Here is a 25,256-nt window from a genome sequence, read left to right on the forward strand (position 1 = left end):
TTCCGTTCAATACCAATTTATTACTAAACCAGCACCGAGAGGCGGTTTACAGCCTCTGCTTACACAGCGACTGTGATAGACCTACTATCATCTTTTATACAACATACAATAAACTTACAGGTCTATTGTTTCATGGCACACACCATATTTTCATATGTAACACGAGTAGCTTCCTCAAATTTTCCCGTTTCATCTGTATATAATTTTTTAAGTTACCATTTGTCAGATGGAATACGCCATATTCATTTCGGTTGGTTATGCCAAAAGGTATATGGCTATTTCATGAGTATGAAATCAGCTCATGTAAAATCGGGACTGAAACCTTATTTTAAATAAGTTGGGTATCTATGCATTAATTAGCAGCATGAATGCCGAATATATCTTTTTTTAAAGAAAGCCTCATTATTCCTAGTTTTAACATAAATTCCTGTTTTTTAAGCATATTTTAAACTTTTTTTGAGAGAAATGTCTTGGTTTATAAAATAAATGTTGTAACTTATTCTTTTATAAATAATTACGAAATAATAGCTTAAAAACAAGCTGAACTTACCTTAAAATCATCTAAATTAACTTAAAATTGGCCTAAATTGCTTTATTTAAAAAAAAATTCGCTATAAATCAGGTACTTAGCACTGAACTATTCAGTATGTGATAAAATATTTGAAATAAGGTTAGAAAAATAATATTGAGTTAAAATTAATATTGAGTTAAAATTTGTAAAAGAGATATTTAATTTATTATATTAGTGCGATTGAATTTTCAAAGGCAAGTTACATTCTAAAAATTATACCTATGAGTAATATGACTTCTACACAAACAACGGGGAAATCAATTGCGGGGGCCCTCTCCCTATCTCAAACTGCGCATGTGTTTGCAACGAATACCAAAACATTTGTCGCCGTCATTCCGATCATAGTTGCTATGATTTTGTGTCAACTTACAACGAAGCTTTCTGCTCAGGTTGTAATTACTCCAACAAGTACAAACGCCGTTTGCGCTACCAGTTGTGATGGCGCAATTGATCTTAAGATTACCGGTGGAACTGCACCATACACATATGCCTGGAACAGCTCAGGTGGAACAGGCGGTACCGCTTATAAGCAAATCACTCTTTGCCTTACAGGCCCTCCCGGTGCAACTAACCAAACTGCAACAGGTTCTTGCAATCCCCCAACCGCGATTACCGATGCTGCGATCAATCTTTGCCCTGGTACATATACTGTAACCGTTACCGATAATACAGGTGCTACTGCGTCTACAGTTCAAACCATCACTGCAGGCACTCTTAATGTACTGCAGGTTGCAACAGATGCCTCTACTACTACATGTGTAAGCGGTTGTACTGGTGTTATTAAAGTAAATGCAAGTGCAGGAAATGCCCCCTATACTTATGCATGGAGTGGCAGCGCAGTTACCGGCGATACAAGGAACGGCTTGTGTACAGGCACATATTCTGTTACTGTAACAGATAAGGCTGGTTGCGACTCTGTTCTTGTTTATAATATTGGCCCCACGCCTTCACCAACTATTACTGGCTCATCAATTTGTGCGGGAGGCAGCGTTGTCCTTACTGCTAGCGGTGGAACTTCATATAGTTGGAGCACAGGCGGAACAGGCTCAACAATCTCAGTTGCTCCAACAGGTTCAACTACTTACACTGTTACTGCAACTAATGCCGGATGTCCGACTTCAACCGCTTCATATACTGTAGTGGTGAATTCGTCTCTTGCTTTAACCACTACTCCTACTAATGTAGCTTGCAACGGAGGGACAACTGGTAGCGGTTTGGCTAATCCAAGTGGCGGCACTGCTCCCTATACATATGCATGGAATAATACCCAAACCGCGGCAACTGCCACAGGTCTTGGCACAGGCAGTTACCAGGTAACTGTAACTGATAGCAAAGGATGTTCGAATATCTCTACAGTTACTATAACGGAACCTACTGCTATAACAGTGACGACTACGGAAATTAAACCGGCATGCGGAGCTGTTACGGGTAGTGCTACCGTTAATGCTACAGGTGGTGCCGGTACATATACTTATGCATGGAGTCCTCCTGGTACATCCGGCACAACAATTTCCGGAGTGTCTGCAGGTTCCTATACTGTTACTGTAACAGACGCTAATTCTTGTACTAAATCTGATATAATTACAATTAGTAATAATCCTGCTCCTTCTATCAATACTTTAACCGGCACCCCTCCTTTATGTAATAACGGCACCAACGGTACTGCGGTTACGACTGCGAATGGAGGAACCGGCACATTAACCTATGCATGGAGCAACGCACCAACAAATAATACTACAACTACTTCAGGTCTTTCTGCCGGCACATACGTAGTTACAGTAACTGACGCGAATGGGTGTTTGGCAGTGAGTACAGTTGTAATTACGCAACCAACAGCCGTTGCGGCTACTTCTTCCTTTGTTAATTCAAACTGCGGTAAACCTGATGGAAGCGTTAGTGTTTCACCAACAGGCGGCACCGGAGCATATACATATACATGGAGTGGTGCTGCCTCCGGACAAACCTCGCCGGCTACCGGCCTATTGGCGGGATCATATACAGCAACTGTAAGTGATGCTAATGGCTGTACAACAACAACTTCTGCTACTATAAGTACACAAAGCCCCGGAGTTGCAAGTATTGCTCCGACAAGTGTTAAATGTAATGGTGGAACTGATGGTACTGCCTCAACAAGCATGACAGGCGGAACTCCCGGATTCACTTATGCATGGGCACCAATTGGCGGTACAGGACAAACAGCGACCGGTCTTACTGCAGGTACTTATTCTGTAACAGTAACTGACTTAAATGGTTGTACCTCCACAGCCACAGCTTCTGTAACCGAACCTACTGTTGTAACAGCTTCTACAACAGCAACAACTGCAATTTGTACGGCTGCTACCGGAACTGCAACTGTTACCAGCGGAGGTGGGACATCACCTTATGCTTACTTATGGAATGCTAATTCACAAACCACTACAACTGCCAGCGGATTAACGGCAGGTACATATTCGGTTACCGTTACTGATTTTAACGGATGTACTGTTGTAACAACTGCAACTGTTATAGGCACAAACGGAGCCGGAGCAGCTTCGGTGGCAGTACAATCTAATGTATTGTGCTTCGGTGGAACCACCGGTGCGCTTACAGCAAACATGAGTGGCGGAACCAGCCCGTTCACTTACGCTTGGACATCCAGCTCAACAGCACAAACAGCAACCGGCCTTACATTAGGCTCGTATACTGTAACCATTACGGATGCCAACGGATGTCAAACTGTATCTTCCGGTTCTATTACTGAACCTACAGCTATATTCGGATCAACCACATCAACAGATGCTACATGCGGAAGTTCTAATGGTTCGGCAACTGTTACAGGTGGCGGTGGTACAGGCACTCTGACATACACATGGGATGCTAGTGCCAATAATCAAACAACTACAACGGCTACAGGATTGGCTTCCGGTTCTTATGTTGTTACAATAACAGATGGTAATAGTTGCACGTTTACTACAACAGCTATTGTAAATGATATTGCTCCTGGAACTGCAAGTGTTACCGCTTCTACCATTTCCTGCAATGCAGGAAATAACGGAAGTGCGACGGCAAGTGTATCCGGAAGTACTGCTTCTTCATATACATGGAATAGCGGCCCGACAACTCAAACCATTAATGGTCTTACAGCAGGTACTTACATAGTAACTGTAACCGACAATAATGGTTGTCAAATGATAAGTTCTGTTACTATTACAGAACCAACAGCAATTACATCCGCTACATCTACAACTTCAGCTCCATGCGGTACATTTACAGGGACCGCTACGGTTAACAATGGTGGCGGTACAGGTTCTTATACTTTCACATGGAGTACGCCTCCGGGAGGAACAACACAAACAATTTCCGGATTACAACCCGGTGTGTATACAGTAACCACTACGGATGCAAACGGTTGTACAAAAGTTGATCAGGCCAATGTTAGTAACAGCCCTGCTCCTGTTATTACCAGCTTAACTGCTCTTGCATTAAAATGTAATGGTGATAATAATGGTACTGCAACGGTTGTTGCAAGTGGTGGTAATGGCACATTAACTTATGTATGGAGTAATGGTACATCAGGTGTTACCACTGCAACCGGCTTAACTGCAGGTACTTATAATGTAAGTGTAACGGATGCCGGTGGTTGCACCACTGTTAGCAATGTTACAATTACTGAACCAGCTGCAATTACAGGAACAATAAATACCACTGCAACTACCTGCGGAAGTGCCAATGGAAGCGTGACAGTTGCGCCCGCCGGCGGAACTACTCCATTCACTTATGCATGGAGTGGAAGTGCTTCAGGACAAACAACAGCATCTGCGACAGGATTAAGTGCCGGAATTTACTCGGTTACCGCTACTGACGCGAATGGTTGTACTTCAAGCGCTTCGGCTACTGTAAATAACCTGAACGGCCCGGTGGCTGTCGCTACTCTGATTTCTAATATTACCTGTAATGGACAAAATAACGGAGTTCTTGATGTAAGTAATCCATCTAATGGTGGTACTCCTCCGTTTACTTATTTATGGAGTGGCTCCGGGGGTACTTCAACTACAGCTACTAATCTTTCTGCTGATACCTATACTGTAACTGTGACTGATTTCAATGGCTGTACAAGTACAAGCACGGCTACTATCACTGAACCTACAGCTATAACTTCTTCTACCACAAAAGTTGACGCAACATGCGGAAACAATAATGGATCTTCAACTGTTGTATATGGGGGAGGTACCGGATCGCATACTGTTGTATGGTCTGACGCAGGCAGTCAAACAACAGATATTGCTACAGGGCTTAGTGTAGGTGCATATACTGTTACCATCACAGATGGTAGCGGTTGTTCCAAAACAGATGTTGTTGCCATAAGCAATAACCCTTCTCCTACTATCTCCAGCTTAACAACCACTCCATTGTTATGTAACGGAGCCAGCAATGGCACCGCTACTGTTGTTGCTACCGGTGGTACTGCTCCTTTAACTTATGCGTGGAGTAATGGTGGCCCAAGTGGTGCTGCCGCTACAACTTTTGGTGGATTAAGCGCGGGTATTTATAACGTAACAGTAACGGATGCAGGTGGTTGCGCCGCTGTTAGCACGGTTACAGTTACCGAGCCTGCTCCGATCGTTTTGGGTTCATCTGCAACAGATGCAATTTGTAATACCTCTAATGGTACTGCTACAGTTTCGGTTACAAGTGGCGGAACCGGAACATTTACCTATTCATGGAATACGGCAGCATTCAACCAAACAACTGCTGTTGCCACGGGACTTGCGGCGGGAACATATGTTGTTGTGGTAACTGACGGCAATAGCTGTACTTCAAGTACAACTGCTATAGTTGGAAATATCGGCGCAGGAACTGCAACAGCCTCTTTGGTGAATGATGTAAAATGTAATGGAGGTGCCGATGGAAGTGTTACTTCAGTTCTTTCCGGTGCAACTGTTTCGACGTATTTATGGAGCAATAATGCCACAACACAAACTGTTACAGGCCTGCCGGCTGGTTCATACACAGTAGTTATTACTGACGTAAATGGCTGTGCAGCCAACTCTATAGTAAGTATCACTGAACCTACTGCTATAACCAATACAACTTCCAAAACTGACGCTACATGCGGACAGAATAATGGAACTGCTAGTGTTACCACTACAAATGGTGGCGCAGGTGGTTATATTTATACATGGAATCAAGGTGGTGCCAGCCAATCTATTACTGGCTTAGCTGGAGGTTCGTCATATACTGTTACAATTACTGATGCAGCAGGTTGCAGCAAAACAGATGTTGTTGCGGTTAGCGCGGTTCCATCTGTTCCAATCAGTGTTTCAAAAAGCGATCTGGCTTGTAATGGTGCTAACACCGGCACTGCTACTGTTAATGTTACAGGTACTGTAACGATAGCATGGAGCAATGTACCTTCTGGTACAGGTGCAACAATTACAGGTTTAGCTGCAGGAACTTATGTGGTTTCTGTAACTGATGCAAACGGTTGTACTTCTGTAAGTACTGCTTCTATAACTGAGCCGACTGCACTTGTTCCTTCAGTTTCCTCGACTCAGGCGGCTTGCGGACAAAGCAATGGTACCGCAACTGTTACGAATGTAACGGGTGGTACTGCTCCTTATACATATGCTTGGACTCCGGGTGGTCCTGGTCAAACGATCAGCGGTTTATCTGCAGGTAATTATGTTGTGGTTATTACTGATGATAATGGCTGTACTGTAAGCGCATCAGCTACAGTAAACAACGTAGGCGGCCCTGTTCTGACTTCTATTACAGGAACTGATAACTTATGTTTCGGTCAATCAAATGGTACCGCTACAGTAACGGTAACTACCGGCACAGGTTCTACTCCATACACATATGTTTGGAATGGCGGAACACCTGCAGTTACTTCATCTACTTCAAGTACTATCAGCGGTTTAGCTGCCGGCACTTATAATGTAACAATTACAGATGCAAACGGATGTGTACTTCCGGCATCAGTAACTGTTACTGAGCCAACAGTACTTGCTACACCGACAACTTCATCTTCGAATGCGGCTTGCGGCAAGAGCAATGGTTCGGCTACAGCATTCTCTTCTGGTGGTACAGGTGCTATGACCTATGTTTGGGATAATAGCACAACCGGTGATAATGCAACAGGATTATCTGTAGGTACTTATACAGTTACTGTTACAGATGCGAATGGTTGCAGTAAATCAAATACAGTAACAATCGGCACATCAAACGGTCCGGTGGCGGTTGCTACGGGTACTGCTCCACTTTGTAACGGAGGTACAAACGGAACAGCTACGGTATCTGCTACAACAGCAACAGGCACTCCACCATACACTTATAGCTGGAGCACAGGTGCAACTACCACTACAATCTCCTCACTTGTTGCAGATTCTACCTATACTGCAACTGTGACGGATTCTAAAGGTTGCTCAAGTGTTTCAACAGTTACGATGGGCAACCCTGCACCTTTAGCCAGCACAGCATCCGGATATGCAGCGCTTTGCGGCAGCAATAATGGAAGTACTAAAGTTGTAGTTGCAGGAGGTACACCGGCGTTCACTTACAGCTGGAGCAATGGCGGTGTTACCGATTCAATATCTAACCTGTCGGCCGGAACGTATACGGTTGCTATTGTTGATGCAAATGGTTGTACAACAAGTTCAACTGCAATTGTTGGAACAATATCAAGTTCTATACTGGTTGTCATCCCTGCTCAACAAACGATAAATGCGGGTGAGTTCGTTTCGATCACCGTTAGTGGTGGTGTAACTTATACATGGTCGCCTGGCGCAGGATTAAATTGCACAAACTGTCCTAACCCGGTAGCAACACCAACAGTTACGACTACCTATACAGTAACTGCTATCGATGCCAACGGTTGTACAGCAACAGCAATGATGACTGTAACTGTAAGACAGGCTTGTGATGATGAATCAGATGTTTACATCGCGAACATCTTCTCGCCAAACGATGACGGTAAGAACGACAAGCTCTTCGTAGAAGGTAACGGCTTAACAGATATCTACTGGGCTATTTACGATCGTTGGGGTAACCTGCTCTTTGAAGCCTTCAACCAGACAAGTGGTTGGGATGGAACAAGAAAAGGCAATCCAATGGAGTCCGGTACTTATGTGTACTACTTACGAGCCACCTGTCTCAAAACAAATACAGAGGTTAGGTTGAAAGGCAACGTGACTATAGTAAAATAATATAACCTAAAAACACACAAAGGGTATCACTTAAATGTGGTACCCTTTTGTATTTATGGCCATTGCGTAAATTTATACATCAGGATATAATTGCCCAAATTTCATTATAGAGGTAATAAAGCCAGGCGGTCATATCATCCATTCGTTAAAAAAGAAGAGCAGCTGTGTTCCAGATTACGCTTAAATGCTTATTATTAAACCCTGATCTGTTATGAACGGCCCTTTACATATCTCTGACGAACATTTTATGCATGAAGCCCTAAAAGAGGCCCGTAAAGCCTTTGATGCGGATGAAGTACCTGTTGGGGCAGTAATTGTTTGTGACAACAAGATCATAGCACGCGCCCATAATTATACGCAACGTTTAAATGATGTTACCGCCCATGCCGAGATGCAGGCATTTACATCGGCGGCAAGTTACCTAGGCGGAAAATACCTGGATGAATGCATTCTGTATGTAACCCTCGAACCCTGTGCAATGTGCGCCGGGGCAGGATTCTGGACTCAATTAGGTAAAGTTATATACGGTGCAAGTGATCCTAAACGGGGCTATTCAATAGTCGGCACTCCCCTGCTCCATCCCAAAACAAAAGTTGTGAGTGGGTTGCTTGAACAGGAGTGTTCGAGTATTTTGAAAGAGTTTTTCCTCAAGAAGAGATTATAGGTTTGAAAAGGTCGGAAGACAGAAGCCCAAAGACCAGAGTAAAAAAACATCGTCGGACTTCGGACTTCTGACTTCGGTCTTTTTTATTTCTTCAACTCCTTATCCGGAGCCAGGATCGGCGCTTGCTCAGTTTTAACAAGCTTTCCGTCATTATCGAGTTCAACTACTTCGTAATCAAGTTTCACCATCCTGTCATATAATTTCGCTTTATCACCAACAATCACAATATGCATTTTTTCGTACGGCAAATATTTTTTAGCGACGGCGTCAACATCAGGCTTGGTCATATTCTTTAATATTTCGTTCTGCTTTTCAACAAAATTTTTATCCAGATCGTAATCCAGTATGCGCTTTAAGAAAAAAGCCCTTTGCATAGGTGTTTCATACCGTAAAGCATCACTCTGACCCATTGACATTCTGGTAAATTCAAGCTCTTCATTGGTTACACCACTTTGTGTGTACCCTTTTATCTCCTTCATGAATTCAACCACAGAACTGTCTGTAGCATCCGCTTTAACGCCTGCAGCGGCAGTGAAAGGACCAATATATTTTGAACCGTTAAAGCCTGAACGTGCTCCATAGGTCCAGCCTTTGTCTTCCCTGAGGTTAAGATTGATACGGCTGCTGAACGCCATACCCAAAGGGTAATTCATTATATACGCCTTGAAATATTCACCGGTAGCGTCATAAGGCAGAGCCAGGTAGCCGATACGTATCTCTGACTGAGGGGCCTTTTCTTTGTTTACAAGATATATTCTTGTTTTATCAATAGCAGGTATTGAGGGCTGGACACCGCGCTCAACTTTTATCTCCTTCCAGTTTTTCAAAAAATCAAGCCTGGCAAGGGCTTCCTCCCTGCTGATATCGCCTACAACAATTGCCTGTGAAATAACGGGTGAAATATTCTTATTGTAATAATCCTTCACATCCTCAAGTGTAATTGAGTTTACAGTTAATGTGATACCGGAAACAGGAACAGCCATGATGCTCTTTTCGCCATACAACAATTTGTTATACACATTATTGGCAATAACGGTTGGTTTTGTAGACTGATCGGCGATAAGCTGAAGTTGTTCATTCTTTGAGCGCTCAAAATCCTCTTTGTCAAACTTAGAATGCAGGAGCATCTCTTCCGCAAGTTTTAAGGTGGCATCAACATTCTTTTTAAGTGAATTGATCGTCATTGTAATACTGTTTTCATTCGAACTGACTTCTATAGAACTTCCCAGGCGGTCAAGCTCATCACTTATCTGTTCGGCCGTATGAGCGGTAGTGGCTTCGTTCATGAGATTGGCAGTAAGCATGGCAATACCCGCCTTATTCTCGTCTTCAAAACGATGGCCTGCTTCAATATTAATCTGAATGGATACACTGGGTACTTCATCACTTTTTGTACCTATGAGGTTAAGTCCATTGGGCATTTTCTCTTTCCAAAGATCAGGAACCTTAACAACTGGATTAGGACCGGGTGTTGGGTGTTTGCTTCTGTCGAAATTATCTTTTGCTTTGTTATAAGTCAGATTTTTGTACTCGTCACTTTCTTTAACATTTTCAACATTACGCGCCGGGATCTGGTAATTATCAGGTTTGGCCTTCATTTGCGGCTGACCTTTAGGATAAACACTTAAAACAACTGCAGATTTTCCTTTAATGTATTGCTTATATACCCGCATCACATCCTCCTTTGTAACTTTCATGTAACGATCGAGATCCTTTTGTGTATAGTTGGCGTCTCCGACAAATGTTTGATATGAAGCCAGTTTAGATGCTTTTCCACTTACACTGCTTAAGGACTTGATCGCATTTGACTCGAACCGCGCTTTAAAACGCTTAAGGTCATCATCAGTAATACCACGCTTTTCAAAATCATTAAGAGTCACACGTACAAGTGAATCCATCTGTGCGAGTGTTTTACCGGGATAAGCAATAACGCTGATCGTAAACTGTCCGGAAACCTCACTGCAAGGATTGTTAACATTGGCTTGCAGAGCAAGCTGTGGTTTAACAAATGTTTGATAGAACGGAGATGTTTTACCATCAGACAGGGCCGCAGACAAAGCGTCAAGCGGAGCTTCGTCGGGGTGATAATTATTTACGGAAGGGAAAGCCATATACAGCATGGGGAAACGGATCTTATCTTCGTACGATACATAACGATCCTTATCAAGTACAGCTCGCTGTTTAGGGATCGGCTTCACTTCAGGCCCTTTGGGTATAGGGCCAAAATATTTTTCAGCCAATTTAATCACATCACTTGTATTAACATCTCCGGCTACTGTAAGCACCGCGTTATTCGGGCCATACCAACGCATAAAAAATTTCTTCAGGTCATTAACATCAACCCGGTTAAGGTCTTCAATATAGCCAATGGTTGTCCAGGAATATGGATGTCCAACGGGATACAAAGCTTCACCTGTCTTTTCGCCGATAAGTCCATAAGGGCGATTGTCGTAATTCTGGCCACGTTCATTTTTAACGGTGGCGCGTTGTATTTCAAATTTCTTTTGACTTACAGCATCCAGCAAAAAGCCCATGCGATCGGCTTCCAGCCAAAGTGCTGTCTCGAGATAGTTGGAAGGAAGAGTTTCAAAATAATTAGTCCGGTCAAAATTGGTGGTACCATTCATTGTACCACCAGCCTGGCTTACTATCTTAAAATGTTCATCATCAGCCACATGATCCGACCCCTGGAACATCATATGTTCAAAAAAGTGAGCAAACCCCGAACGGCCCACCTGTTCGCGGTTAGAACCGACATGATAAGTTACATCAACATGACAAACCGGATCGGAATGATCTTCGTGTACGATAATTGTTAAACCGTTATCAAGCAAAAATTTCTGGTAAGGGATCACAAGTTCATTTCCCTTTTTTACGACCTTTTCAATCTGTTTTACTTTAACAGCTTGAGCAGCAATTGAAGTTGCAATTGCCATAAAATAAATAAAAAGCGACTTTTTCATGTGTATGTATTTAAGTGTTATAGTTCTATATAATGATACAAAACTATCAAAATTCACTTTACTATCAATTGAAATTGAGCCAAAGTATAAATGAAGAGGACAAGAGCACTAAAATGAGGATGGATGGTTGGGGAGGCGGTTATTGGTTGGTAGTTGTTGGTTGTTATTCCCGGTTTTCAAATTTGCATTTTCCGACAACTGACACTGACAACTAACAACCGACAACTACTTACGGCGCTGTAAGATTAACATTTATACTGCATCCGTTCTTATCAGTAATATTTACCGAATATGCGCCCGGACAAAGCTGGTTTTTATACCGGTTGGTATATCCACCCGAGGCGGGCCAAGCATAGTTATATGGATTTGTGCCACCCGAGCCGGTAACCATGATCCATTCTTTGCATCCGCAGCCTGTACAATTGGCGGTTCCTTTTGTAAATTGACCCGCTAAAGGCTGAGGCGAAATTATTGCAGTAGTAGAAGTGGCAGTACAGCCTTTCGAATCAGTAACAGTTACCGAATAATTGCCAGCAGGAAGACCAGTGGCGGTTTGCGTGGTTTGCCCGTTACTCCAATTGTAAGTATAAGGTGAGGTGCCGCCTCCTGGATTTGCGATAACACTTCCATCGGTACCGGCGTTGCAGGTTATGTTAGTTGGTGCGGCAGTGATAGCAACAGATGCATTTACCGTTACAGCAGCAGTGGAGATGGCAGTATTTCCTCCCGCATCGGTTATTGTGACCGTATAAGCGGTGGTTGATGAAGGACAAGGGTTAATATTTTGCGTGGTTGCACTATTGCTCCAAGAATATGTGTATGGTAATGTTCCATTACTGCCGCTTGCTGATACAGTAGCACAAGCTCCCGAACAGATACTTGCTCCGGTAGCCAATGCAGTGATACCGCCACAAGAGGTAACAGTTATATATGATGTTTTTATTAAACTATCCTTTTTGCAAGTTGTAGTAAGAGTTAGCTGTACACTATAGTTTCCGGCTATTGGATAGCTAACTATTGGATTTATAGCTGTAGAACTTGCCGGATTACCGCCTGTAAATGTCCATTGAAATTTATATCCCGAAGTATCGCAGGAATTACTTACCGTTGGTGTAAATGTAACAGGAGCATTAACACATACGGCAGTTGCGCTGGCAGAATAATTTAAGCCAAGCACCTTAGCTTCACATAGATTAATACACAGCTGCCTGATAAAGGCATCGGAAGCTCCCCAGGTACCAACAACGCCACCAAACACTGTTTGAAAAGCACCTGCTGTTACGGGGTAATTTCCATGAGTAAAACCTGTAAGGTATAATATATTACCATCTATAGTAATTGTATTCCCATAATTATCCGCGTCATCTTCAAGGTTCCCACCCATATACGTTATACAGCGCTGCTTTCCACCGGGATCATATTTTGCTATATACTGATCTTCATTTTCGTTTACCGGGCCGCCGCCAAAAGCAGTTTGATAAGCACATGGACTGATGGGATAATTCCCGGGACCCTGGTCCTCAAAATCTCCGGCGATATATATATTATTATTCCCATCGGTAGCTATGCCCCAAACATATTCATTGACATTTCCTCCAAGATAAGTTCCCCATTGACGAACTCCTGCGCTATTAAATTTAACCACATACGTATCAATATTAAGTCCGCCACCACCATTGCTTACCTGGTAAGCTCCAGCGGAAGAGATTCCGGTCATTGAATTGGTAACACCACTTAATATTACATTACCAAGGCCATCACATGTGTTCATACATGTGTAATACTCCTGAGCCGTTCCTCCATAGTAAGTGGCCCATAACCGGGCTCCTGCTGAACTAAATTTAAATAAAAACCCATCGTAAAATCCGCCCGCAAAAAGAGGCTGGTGACAACCTGGAGAAACAGGAAAATTTGCTGAAGTCGTTATTCCTGATAAGTAAATGCTTGCTGTAACGGTATCATAAGAGATGCCACCATTTCCCCAATTTTCTCCACTGGAACCACCTACATAGCTGCCCCAGGTACGGTTTCCAATGGATGTAAATTTTACCAGAAAAACATCTCCGAACCCGTTAAGTGCTACTTGAAAAGCACCTGCAGTTGAAATACCAGTGGTTGAAGACGTAGAGCCATATAAATAAATATTTGAACCATCAGTAGCAACATCATAACCAGAATCCCCGCCGGTACTTCCGTAATAAGTGCCCCATAGCCTTAGTCCTGCCGGAGAAAATTTGTAAAGGAAAGCATCACTTGAACCACCTGTTGCACTTTGGTACAACACATTTCCTGCGGATGCACCAACTGGGAAATTGGTTGATCGTGTAGTTCCGGCCACTAATATATTACCAAAGTTATCTGAAGCAACTCCTGTAGGTCCTTCGCTGCCTGATCCTCCCAGGTAGGTTGCCCATAACATGGTGCCGCCTGAATTCATTTCTACTATAAATGAATCATAAATACCAACACCGCCGCCGCCAAAAACTGTTTGAAAAGCACCTACAGTAACAGGTAAGCCAACTGAGGCAGTTTGTCCCGTAAAAGCTACATTACCTGAAATATCCGTTGTTACAGAACAACCAAAATCCGGATCACTCCCACCGTAATAGGAAACCCAGGGATCGATCACTAAAGGAAATGAAGAATTATAAATAGAAAATGAAAAATTAATAATTACCTCCCCTGCGGATATTCGGGTTAAGACATATGTTGTTTTTATATCAATAATCTTCCCATTAATATTTTGATACACCTTAGGTATGGATTCATAAAATTCGTTCAGGCTGGTTTTGACAACTAAATTTCCTGCGCGGTTAATGTGTATGTCTTCCGCGCCTGTCCAGTGTAGTTTTATCTGGTTAGCGTCTGCGTTTGGTTTTACAATGATGTTGTACTTTAATCCGTTTTCCTGGTTACCATAATAACTTACATCGATGTTGTTATAAATATTTGTATAGGTTACCTTATTGTATTGCTTTACATGTGTTACTCCCATAGGACAATGGCCATAGTAATAATTGTTGTACCCTTCCACTTCATCTTCATTGACAAAAGTTAGATTTTTATTTCCCGCCTGTTCTGAAGTTATATCATTCGTTAATATTGCAGAAGATGGGTGAGTGGGCAAACAATTGACAAAGTCCATATCGATCCTGTGTATTTTCAATGTTTGCTTTTGAATTACCTCATATTTCCCATGCTGTTCATTAGCTTGGTCAAGAGGAGCTGAAGCTTCTTTTTTCAGTTTTTCTGCCTGTTCTTCTGCATCATGCATTACTTCTCCCATGTTGGTAAATACATAACTTAAACCTGTTTCACGCAGATATATGTTCGACCCACCTCCATTGGCTTTGTATAATATATCCGGACGAAATTTGCCATTCATATCCGCTATTTGTCCTTTGTTTGGGGTGAAACGCAGGCCATTTCCGCGTTGGCTTTGGGCAGGTTGCTTCTTCGCCTCAGTTGTATTTTTACCTAAATTGGTATTGGCCCCTACATAATTCACAAAAAGTAGCGACTGTAGTACAGAAATATATAATATGTTTTTAAGCGCAGTATTAAAATTTGAATTTTTCATGATGCAAATTAGACTTTCCTAAAGTGTAAATTTAAACCAGAAATCATAATATATCAATCAATATTTAATGGAAGGTAATGTTCTTAATAGTAGTTATAATCCATATTATGCATAAAAAATAGTAAAATTGAATATATATCTATAAATATTATATCATAGGTAAGGTCTTTGAAAACAAATTACTATGTTTATACATCTACTATTTCTTTAATAAATTATGCAATCCCCATCCGATAAATTATTTCACCTGATCAAATCCCTTAATGCTCACGAAAAACGCTATTTCAAGATGCAGCGATCGAGAAGTAAAAGTGGTAATAGTTATATCAATCTTTTTAATGCAATTAATAATCAGACAATATATAACGAATTGTCGCTTAAGCAGCAGTTTAGAAATAAGCATTTTAAAGTTATGAAGGGCTATTTGTTTCAGGCTGTATTAAAATCGTTATCGGATTATCATCGTACAGATTCTGTCGAAAGTGAATTGCAACAATTACTTCACCAGACTAAATTGCTTGAGAGAAAAAAACTGATCGAAATTGCGCTTAAATTATTAATAAAAGCTGAAAAATTGGCCGCTGAAAACGAGAAACATGAGTATTTGATATTGATCGTCTTTTTAAGAATAAATATCATACGAAAATCTGAACTGCAGGAAAGGATGAAAAATTATCTGATGACTGATGCAGTTAAAATAAATGATTATATAAGGCATGTTAAAAATCATTTTGATTTACAAAAGTTAAGAGTTATGGTGAAATTGATAAATGACAAGGGTATAGGTAACTCAAACAAGGTTGACAGAAATACTTTAAAATCGATAATGAAGTCACCTTTATTATCATCGTCTAATAAGACACTGACCTTTTCATCATTACAAACAACTAATTTCATCCGTTTTGTCTGTTCCAATGTCCTTAACAAATGGGATGACCGATTATATAAGAAGCAAAAAGGGTGGTTGGATTATATAGAAAGACGCAATTTGAAGTTTCCAAAAGCAATGGACGCGGGAAATTACTTAGGTGAATTATCAATTTTTATGATAGTTCAAATTAAAACTAACCGAACGGAAGAAATTGAACAAACATTTGATAAGGGGCAGGCATTTTATGCATCATTGCCATTAAAAATGAAGGATGGTCGATTAATCGAAATGTTTACGAACCTTACGCTTAACTATATGGGCGGTCAACTTGATTTAATTAAACCAGATAAGGTTATAGAAGCTCATTCTAGTCTAAAGAAAAAAATATCGCAACGCACTGTGAGCAACAGTTCGGGCATATGTTTTAACTTATGTTACAGCTATTTTTTATTAACCAATTATCGTCAAACATTATTTTATGCAAATCAAATTTTAAACAAAAAAGATAGTGCGAGGCTGGATATTCAAAAAAAGGTAAGACTGCTTTTTTTATTGGCACATTTTGAACTGGGTAATTATGATCTTTTGCCGGGCATATCAAAATCTGTATTGAGATGGGATTTAAAAAACAACCTACTGAATGATTTTGAAAAAACAGCATTAAACTTTTTTTTAAAGGAAAAGATATGGCCAAATAACAGGAACGAGCGTATAAATACTTTTAAACAACTTCAGCAGAACATGTCCTTGATCCATGACAGGAATAAAGAATCGTTCCTTGCACAGGAGTTTGATTTTATTTCATGGCTTGAAAGTAAAATTCAAAACAGACCATTTGCGGAAATAATGCGTGAAAAGGCAAAAGTCATCAAGGTGCGGTAAGACTGACACTTGCATTGCACCCGTTTTTATCCCTGATATTTATAATATACATTCCAGGGCATAGATGATTCTTATACCTGTTCACATATCCATCAGGCCAGGTATAGCTATACGGACTTGTGCCGCCTGTTGCATTTACCATAATCCATTCTTTACACCCGCAGCCCGCACAGGCGGCAGTTCCTTTAGCAAATTGACCTGCCAGAGCGGAAGGAGAAATTACAGTAGCTGTTGAAACGGATGTACAGCCTTTGTTATCTGTTACTGTTACAGTATAGATCTGAGATGTGAGATTTGAGATCTGAGATGTTGTAGCACCCGTACTCCAGTTATAGGTGAATGCGGGACTGCCACCGGCGGCGGCGGCAGAGACTGAGCCGTTTGCACTTCCGTTACAGGGTATATTTGTAGCGGTTGCAGTAACAGTTACAGCAGGATTTATCGTTACAACTGCTGTTGAAGTAGATGTGCTGCCACCTGTATCTCTTATTGTTACTGTATATGTGGTAGTTGTTGCAGGACACGGACTTATGTTTTGTGTTGTTGCACTATTGCTCCACGAATAAGTATATGTACCGCTGCCACCCGACCCACTGGACGTAACTGTGGCGCAGGAGCCGGGGCATACTGCACTGCCGGTGGCCGTGACTGAAGGACCAGTACAATTAATAATAGTAATATTATTTATTACTTTGTTAGTGCACCCGGCACTGCCAACTGTGTGTTCAACACTATAAGTACCAGTCGTTAAAAAAGTATAAGAAAAATTTGTTGTTGTTCCGCTTACATTTGCAGGTGTTATTGGAGAAACAATCCAATTATATGTAACTCCAGTCCCGGGTGGGGTTCCCGTATTTGTAAAACTTACAAGTGAGCCAATACATGCAGAAGAATATGTAAATGTTGCTGAAACGGGACTTGTGCCCGTTACGTTTGCAACCCGGGTTGAAGTACATCCTATACCATCTGTTACAGTAATTGTATAAGCGCCAGCTACGAGTCCTGTGATCTTTGTACTGTTTCCAATTGAAACCAGATTACCTGTAGATCCATTACTCCAGCTATAGGAAAAAGAAGGCACGCCTCCCGTTACAGAAAGTGTTGCCTCACCACTTGCTGTACAACTTATACTTGTAGTTGTTACACTTGCAGTAAATGCGGGAGGAAGACTCAATCTCATTGTTTGACTAGTGGTACAACCGCCCTGATCCCGAACCGTTACAGTATAGTTACCAGGAACTAAACTTGTTGCACCTTGCGTAGTCTGACTGCTACTCCATGTATATGTATAGGAAGGCGTTCCATTGAATGCATTGGCAGTGACTGAAGCTGTATTTGGAGGACATGACCACTGCGGGGCAGATAGTCCTGCCAATAAGGGCAAGGGTTGTGTAATGGTTACTGATGTTACCGATTTACATAAACCCTCTGTAACAGTCACAGTATAAGTTCCGGAAGTTAACCCCGATATCTGAGAGGTGAGGCTGTTTGTATTTGAATTCACACCATTACTCCAGCTATAGGAATATGGGCCACCCGCACCATTGCTGATAGTTACCTGCGCGCTGCCGTTGTTGGATCCATTACAAGTAACATTAGAAGTTACACTTGTTACCACTGTCATGTTACAGCTGCAATTGGTTACTGTTATTACTTTTGATACAGAATCACGGCTGCATACGCCATCAACCACCAAAGACACGGTAAATGTACCCGGAGCAGAATAGCTGATATTGTTCGGATCTTGCTGAGTGGAGGTTGCAGGTGATGCTCCCGGAAAGTACCATTTATAGAGCTGACTTTTAGTATCGCAAGTAATCGTGCTGGTTACTGATGAAGTAAACTGAGCAACAGAATTACTGCAGATGCCGGCAGGAGTATTAAAATTTGCAGTAGTACTATTAGTGGCTCCACAACTGTTACCACAAAATTTTCCAACAACTGCATCTCCTAATCCATTAGCCGCTGATCCTCCTCCGTATGTTGGTTGCCAGGCATTGGCAGTAACAGGAAAACCTCCGCCTGTTCCACCTGCCACATATACGTAATTTTGATAAGTAGCAATACCGCCGCCCAGATCAAGGTCATCCTCAATTACATTTCCTCCAATAAACGTACTGCAAATACGCTCACCGGTTGGTTTGAATTTAGTAACAAACCAATCTTCTATTCCTCCACCATACACGGGTTGAAGCGCACAGGTATTCATTGGAAAATTGCCGTAACCCTGATCTTCAAAGTCACCAAGAATATAAATATTCCCGTTATTATCGGTAGCGCAGTAATATCCCACCTCCATTTGGTTCCCCCCATGATAAGTGGCCCATAAACGCTGTCCTGTAGGCGAAAACTTTATTACAAAAGCATCGTACGATCCGCCATTAGAACCCTGATAAACAACATTGCCAGCACTCGCCCCGATTGGAAAATTTGTCGAATAAGTCATTCCGGAAATTACCACATTGCCCGAAAGGTCAATTGCTACATCATGCCCTCCATCATGTCCGCTCCCTCCATAATAGGTAGCCCACAAGCGTATTCCATTGGGAGCAAATTTCACAACAAAAGCATCCCCGTCATTTGCAAACGTGGCACCTCCAAAAGCTGTTTGAAATACACTATTACCGGCAGTTGCTCCAACAGGAAAATCAGTTGATCTTGTATTTCCGACAATTACAATGTTATTTGAAAGGTCAACGGCAATTCCGTAGAATGGCCAAAGGCTATTCTCCGCTCCACTTCCTCCATAATAGGTTGCCCATATACGCAAACCGGTAGGGTTAAACTTCACCACAAAGGCGTCTGTACCTCCCGCGGAAGAGTTCTGAAATATGCTATTTCCGGCAGTTGCACCCAAAGGAAAATTGATTGAAGCTGTTGTTCCTGTGATAACAATATTTCCACCCGATTCCGTTACTATATCGGCACCCGAATCACTTGCTCCTCCTCCATAAAACGTAGCCCATAAACGGGCCCCCGTTGGAGAAAACTTAACCACAAAAGCATCTCCGTAAGAGGAGCTTCCTGCGATGTCACCATACGTTGACTGAAATACCGTATTGCCGGCGGTTGCCCCTACAGGAAAATTTGCGGAGTTTGTTAAGCCTGTGATCAACACATTGCCTGATGGATCGGCAGTTATTCCGTATCCATAATCGTAATTATTTCCACCATAGAAAGTAGCCCATAGTCTTGCTCCTGCAGGAGAAAATTTTACCACATAGGCATCTTGTGCCGAAGATCCGACACCTCCGGTAAGGCTTCCCTGAAATACCGTCGATCCTCCCACAGGAAAATTTGCGGAAGAGGTATAGCCTGTGATCAGCGCATTTCCATTCGCATCTACAGCAAGGCTTGTGCATGCTTCCTGATTATTACCTCCATAATAAGTTGCCCATGCCCAGGGGTCAATGATCAGGGGGTAAGAAGGGTCGTATGTATCAACAGAAAAAGAAACAAATGCCTCATTCAGTTCCTGATGTTTTTCCCTTGAATTCAAACCCAAAACATATTTTGCTTTGATGTTTACTACGTTTCCGTTTATTAGCTGATAAACCCTTGGGATACTTTCTTCCATAGTGCCCACAGATGTTTCAACTAAAAGATTTTGCCCCCTCATTTTTATACTTTCAAATCCTGAATACTTCAACTTTATCAGGTCCGGATCGGCGCCGGGGTTCACTACAATATCATACTTTAATCCTCCTTCTTTACCTCCATAATACTTTACATCAATATTGCAGTAAATATTTTTTACGGTCACTTCATTATAGGAATTTACATTGGTGATGCCTTGTGGACAGTGTGGATAATAATAATTTGAATACCCTTCAACCTCTTCGGCTGTTTGAGTTTGAGCATTAGGGTTACAACCATAAAAATCCACATCAACACGATGCAGCTTTGTAGTTTTCATTTTTAAAAGTTCCCGCATCCTTTCCTGTTCAGATTGATCCCCGAATCCACCCGATCTTTCCAACTCCTCAATCTCTTCATGCACGTCATGCATTACTTCATCCATATTACTTTGCACATAGCTGATGCCTGTTTTACGTAAATAAACATCTGCTCCCTTACATTCTCCTTTATATAAAACATCGGGGCGGAGTTGATTCTTCACATCAACGATCTGACCTTTGTTTTGTGTAAAGTTCATCCCGGAACCGCGCAGTGAAGCGCTATGCGACTGAGCTTGTGGGCTACCTTTACCAATAGCCTGCTGTGCAAAGCCTTTACCAATAAATAAAGTTACAACCAAACAAAACCCTGCTGCCATCAATAAAGCAGAACGAAAGGCGGCAGACAATAATTTTTTTTCCTTTTGAACATAGCGTGTATAATTCTCAACTCTCAATATATCCATTTTTAAAATAGTTTTCTATGTAACACTCAGGGTGCCGTTAAACTAACATTCACACTGCACCCATTCTTATCTTTTATATTTACAAAGTAAGAATTCGGACAAAGCCTGTTCTTATACCTGTTGGTATATCCATCCGGCCAGGTATAACTATACGGGCTTGTGCCGCCAGTAGCATTTACAAGGATCCATTCTTTACACCCGCAATTTATACAGTTAGCCGTGCCTTTGGTGAACTGTCCGGTTAAAGCCAGCGGTGATATTATTGAGGCAGTAGAAGTAGCAACACAACCTTTTGAATCAGTTACTGTAACTGTATATATCTGAGATGTGAGATTTGAGATTTGAGATGTGGTAGCACCCGTACTCCATGTATAGACATAAGGGAAACTGCCACCGCCTACTGCCGCTGCCGCTGAACCATTTGTTCCTCCATTACAGGATATATTCGTTGCAGTTGTAGTGACAGTTACAGCAGGATTTACTGTTACAACTGCTGTTGAAGTAGATGTGTTGCCACCGGCATCTCTTACTGTTACTGTATAAGTAGTTGTAGACACGGGACAGGGAGCTATGTTTTGCGTTGTAGCTCCGGTACTCCAGGAATAGGTATACGGAGCAGTGCCGCCTGAGCCACTCGATGTTACTGTAGCGCAGGAACCAGGACACACTGAACTGCCTGTGGTTGTTATGATTGGACCATTACAGTTAACTACTTTTACTACCTGCGTTATCCTGGAATAACAAACTCCATTACCAACCATGGTATCAATGTCGTGGGTAATATTATAAGTTCCTGCGGTCAAAAAAGTATATGAAAAATCGACAGTGCTTCCACTTACATTGGCAGGAGTTATTGGGGAAATAAGCCAGGTGGTATAAGAAGCACCCCATTTGGACCCTGTAACATTTCCGGTATTTATAAAATTTACAGCTGTTCCGACACAAACTGTACCGGAAGGTGATATTGTAAAGGCTGCTGAAACAAATGGAGTTGACCCTGTAATATTAAATGTACTTGTTGCGGTACAGCCATTGCTTTCGGTAATAGTTACAGTATAACCTCCGGCAGCAAGGCCACCTATGGAATTTGTTCCACCCCAGCCATTACTCCAGCTATATGAATATGGTGACACTCCGCCACTCGGAGTAACAGTAGCAACAGCCCCTGATGAAGAAGGACAGGAAATATTAGTACTTGTTTTTGCTATTTTAAGAGTTGATTGATCGACTATAGTAACCATAGATGATGCCGAACAAGCTCCATCAATGACTGTAACAGTATAATTTCCAACAGTAAGACCGGTTGCAACAGAGGATGTCTGACCATTGCTCCAGTTATAGATATAAGGCCCTCCGCTGCCACTGCTTACAGTGGCAGTTGCGCTACCCAATTTATTGCCATTACAGGTAACGTGCGCTGTGACCCCCGCATTGGCCATGACAGTGCATACGCAGGAAGAAAGCACTTTTGTAATACTATCTTTCTTACAAATTGTTGTAAGTACGAGTTTAGCCGTATAATTTCCAGAAGCAGAATAGGTAACGACAGGCTTAACAGCAGTAGAACTTGAAGGGTTTCCGCCGGGAAATGTCCATTGAAATTTATATCCAGTAGTGTCGCATGAATTGTTCACAACTGGCGTAAAAGTAATTGGTACACCGGCACATACTTTTGAAGGACTGGGAGTAAAATTCAGACCAAGGACTTTTGCTTCGCAAATATTTATACATAGTTGAGCAATGTAAGCATCCCCTCCTCCATAACTGGCACCTCCTCCCCCTCCAAAGTCTGTTTGAAAGGCGCCTGACGTAACGGGGAATCCTAACATAGCGGGCCATGCCGGCCCAGCTGTGCTGCCCGCTACATATAAGTAATTTCCGAATATGGAAATGCCTACTCCCCCCTCTTCCAGGTCTTCTTCTCCGTCACCTCCCAGATTTGTTGTGCAAAGATATGAGCCGGTAGTACTGAATTTCGCGATGAATTCATCTTCTCCTCCCGCAGCATTACCGCAATTGGGCTGGTAAGCACAGGATGAACGGGCAACACAATTGTCTTCCATCTCTCCGAAAATATAAATATTGCTGTTGCTATCCGTAGAAATATCAGAAATCCACTCACCGCCTGAACCAAAATAAGTTCCCCATTGTCTTGTTCCTGTACTATTGAATTTTACAAGGAACGCATTTGTTGAAGAACCAGCCAATGCTGTTTGATACGCCCCTCCTGTTGCGATGTTGTTTGGAGAACTTGTACATCCTGAAATATAAACGTTTCCCGACTTATCGCATGCCACGGCGCCTCCCGCTCCGTTAGTACGATACGATGTAGAGCCGGCGTAGTTATCATTTGTCCCTGAACCTCCGTAATATGTAGCCCATAAGCGGGCACCGGCAGGATTAAATTTAAACAGGAAGGCGTCCTGGCCGCCTCCGGCCAAGGCCATTTGATGGCCTGCAAAAGTCGGGAAGTTTGTCGACCAGGTACAACCTGTTAGATAAATGTTGCCGGAAATATCGCAGGCAATGCGACCTTCCCAATCATAATTACTCCCTCCCACATAACTTGCCCAAATGCGATTGCCGTTTGCCGCAAATTTCACTACAAAAACATCCTGCACACCCACAAATGCAGATTGAAAAGAACCTGCTGTTGAAATACCATTTAAAGATTTAGTCTCACCGTACAAATAAACATTATTTCCATCACTGGCAAGATCGCCACTAAAATCCTTATCAGTGCCCCCATAATAAGTGGCCCATAAACGCATACCTGCCGGATTTAATTGCAACAAATACGCATCAAGTACACCAGCAAATGAATTTTGATGCACAACATTGGCACCTGACGTACCTATCGGCAAATCTAATGACGTTGTTTGACCTGACACTGAAATATTTCCGGCAGCATCAGTGACAACGCCATGAGCGTAATCACCTTCAGTACCGCCGTAATATGTAGCCCAAAGACGATTTCCGGCCGGATTCATTTTTACCACAAAAGCATCAATGTTGGCACTGTAATGATTGCCAGGTTTGATTATAAGGGAAGTCTGAAAAGCGCCAACAGATATTGGAAAAGCATACGAATATGTTTCTCCCACAAACGCCACATTACCTGAAGGATCATTAGTAACTGCATGTCCCCATTCATTACTTTCGCCGCCATAATAGCTTACCCAGGGATCGATGATTAAAGGGAGTTCCGGGTTCCAGGCCAGCCGGCCGTCAGGCATGGTTTCAAGTTCAAAGTTCACAGTTGTACCGTTAAGGATATACCGGGCTTTAACATCAACAACTTTACCATTTATATTTTGATAAACCTTTGGCATATACTCACCAAGCCGTCCAATACTTGTTTCAATTATTAGTGTTTCTTCCAATCCATCGGGATCAATTCTTAATTCCTTTGCTCCACTGTATTTTAGTTTTATTTGATTGGGATTGCCTCCAGGATTTACCACTATATCGTATTTTAACCCATTTTGTTTGCCGCCATAATATTTCACATCTATGTTATTGTAAACATTTTTTATTGTTACCTCATTATAAGAATTAACATTGGTTATGCCCTTTGGACAATGTGCATAATAGAAGTTAGAATAACCTTCTAATCGCTCTTTTACAATTGTCCGGGGGCTCAGATTTCCATTTACAAAGTCAATATCAATTCTGTGTATTTTCTGAAGGAGTTCCTTTTCCACTTCTTCATTTACCGGTTCTGCATCCGTAATACTATTTTGTGCACCACCGGGCATACTATTCTTCATACGCTCCTCAGCCTGTTCATGCATTTCATGCATTACTTCTCCAATATTGCTTTGAACGTAACTGATCCCGGTTTTGCGGATATATATATCGGCTCCTCCCCCATCTCCTTTAAATAAAATATCAGGGCGTACTTTGCCGGCCATATCAACGATCTGTCCTTTGTTTTGGGTAAAGTTCATTCCGGCTCCACGCAGGGAAATATCAGGCGCCTGAGTTTGTTGATCGCCTTTGCCAATAGCTCGTTGTGCAAAACTGCTTTGAATAAAAAGAATGGAAACTAAACAGAGTCTAACCGAAATAAATAAAACAAACCGAAGGCTGGCAGGCAATAATTCTTTTCCCTTGCGAATTTGATCTACGTAATTTTTATTTGTCAAGTGATTTTGTTTTGATATTGTATGCAAAAA

The 25,256-nt window shown here is 42.0% G+C and carries 7 protein-coding genes; 3 read left to right on the top strand and 4 right to left on the bottom strand.

Features of this window, described 5'->3' with window-relative positions:
* Positions 1-792 precede the first annotated feature (792 nt).
* A complete protein-coding gene (locus HYU69_03180) occupies positions 793-7,755 on the top strand; it encodes a gliding motility-associated C-terminal domain-containing protein (protein MBI2269340.1) in 6,963 nt (2,320 codons plus the stop codon).
* Between the two features lie 211 nt (positions 7,756-7,966).
* Positions 7,967-8,419 (top strand): nucleoside deaminase, encoded by a 453-nt coding sequence (locus HYU69_03185; GenBank protein ID MBI2269341.1) that lies wholly within the window; start codon positions 7,967-7,969, stop codon positions 8,417-8,419.
* Between the two features lie 83 nt (positions 8,420-8,502).
* Here HYU69_03185 and HYU69_03190 read toward each other — a convergent pair whose 3' ends face one another.
* Complete coding sequence (locus tag HYU69_03190; GenBank protein ID MBI2269342.1) at positions 8,503-11,382, bottom strand: insulinase family protein; 2,880 nt, start codon at positions 11,380-11,382, stop codon at positions 8,503-8,505.
* Positions 11,383-11,611: 229 nt separating this feature from the next.
* The gene (locus tag HYU69_03195; GenBank protein ID MBI2269343.1) at positions 11,612-14,962 is read right to left on the bottom strand and encodes an SBBP repeat-containing protein; all 3,351 of its coding nucleotides are present in this window, start codon (positions 14,960-14,962) and stop codon (positions 11,612-11,614) included.
* A gap of 370 nt (positions 14,963-15,332) precedes the next feature.
* On the opposite strand from HYU69_03195, the gene HYU69_03200 reads away from it, so the two are divergent.
* Entirely contained in the window at positions 15,333-16,715 is a 1,383-nt protein-coding gene (locus HYU69_03200) for a hypothetical protein (protein MBI2269344.1), read from the top strand.
* Here HYU69_03200 and HYU69_03205 read toward each other — a convergent pair.
* Together HYU69_03205 and HYU69_03210 are read right to left on the bottom strand one after the other, a co-directional pair.
* Entirely contained in the window at positions 16,702-21,078 is a 4,377-nt protein-coding gene (locus tag HYU69_03205; GenBank protein ID MBI2269345.1) for an SBBP repeat-containing protein, read from the bottom strand. The genes HYU69_03200 and HYU69_03205 overlap by 14 nt on opposite strands.
* 26 nt (positions 21,079-21,104) lie before the next feature.
* Entirely contained in the window at positions 21,105-25,226 is a 4,122-nt protein-coding gene (locus tag HYU69_03210) for an SBBP repeat-containing protein (GenBank protein ID MBI2269346.1), read from the bottom strand.
* Between the last annotated feature and the right edge of the window lie 30 nt (positions 25,227-25,256).

Source organism: Bacteroidota bacterium, from assembly GCA_016183775.1.
GTDB lineage: Bacteria > Bacteroidota > Bacteroidia > JABDFU01 > JABDFU01 > JABDFU01.

Bases quoted from the DNA above. Each gene is read 5' to 3' on its own strand.
- HYU69_03195 (MBI2269343.1), bottom strand. From the start codon at position 14,962: ATGAAAAATTCAAATTTTAATACTGCGCTTAAAAACATATTATATATT.
- HYU69_03205 (MBI2269345.1), bottom strand. From the start codon at position 21,078: ATGGATATATTGAGAGTTGAGAATTATACACGCTATGTTCAAAAGGAA.
- HYU69_03185 (MBI2269341.1), top strand. From the start codon at position 7,967: ATGAACGGCCCTTTACATATCTCTGACGAACATTTTATGCATGAAGCC.
- HYU69_03180 (MBI2269340.1), top strand. From the start codon at position 793: ATGAGTAATATGACTTCTACACAAACAACGGGGAAATCAATTGCGGGG.
- HYU69_03190 (MBI2269342.1), bottom strand. From the start codon at position 11,382: ATGAAAAAGTCGCTTTTTATTTATTTTATGGCAATTGCAACTTCAATT.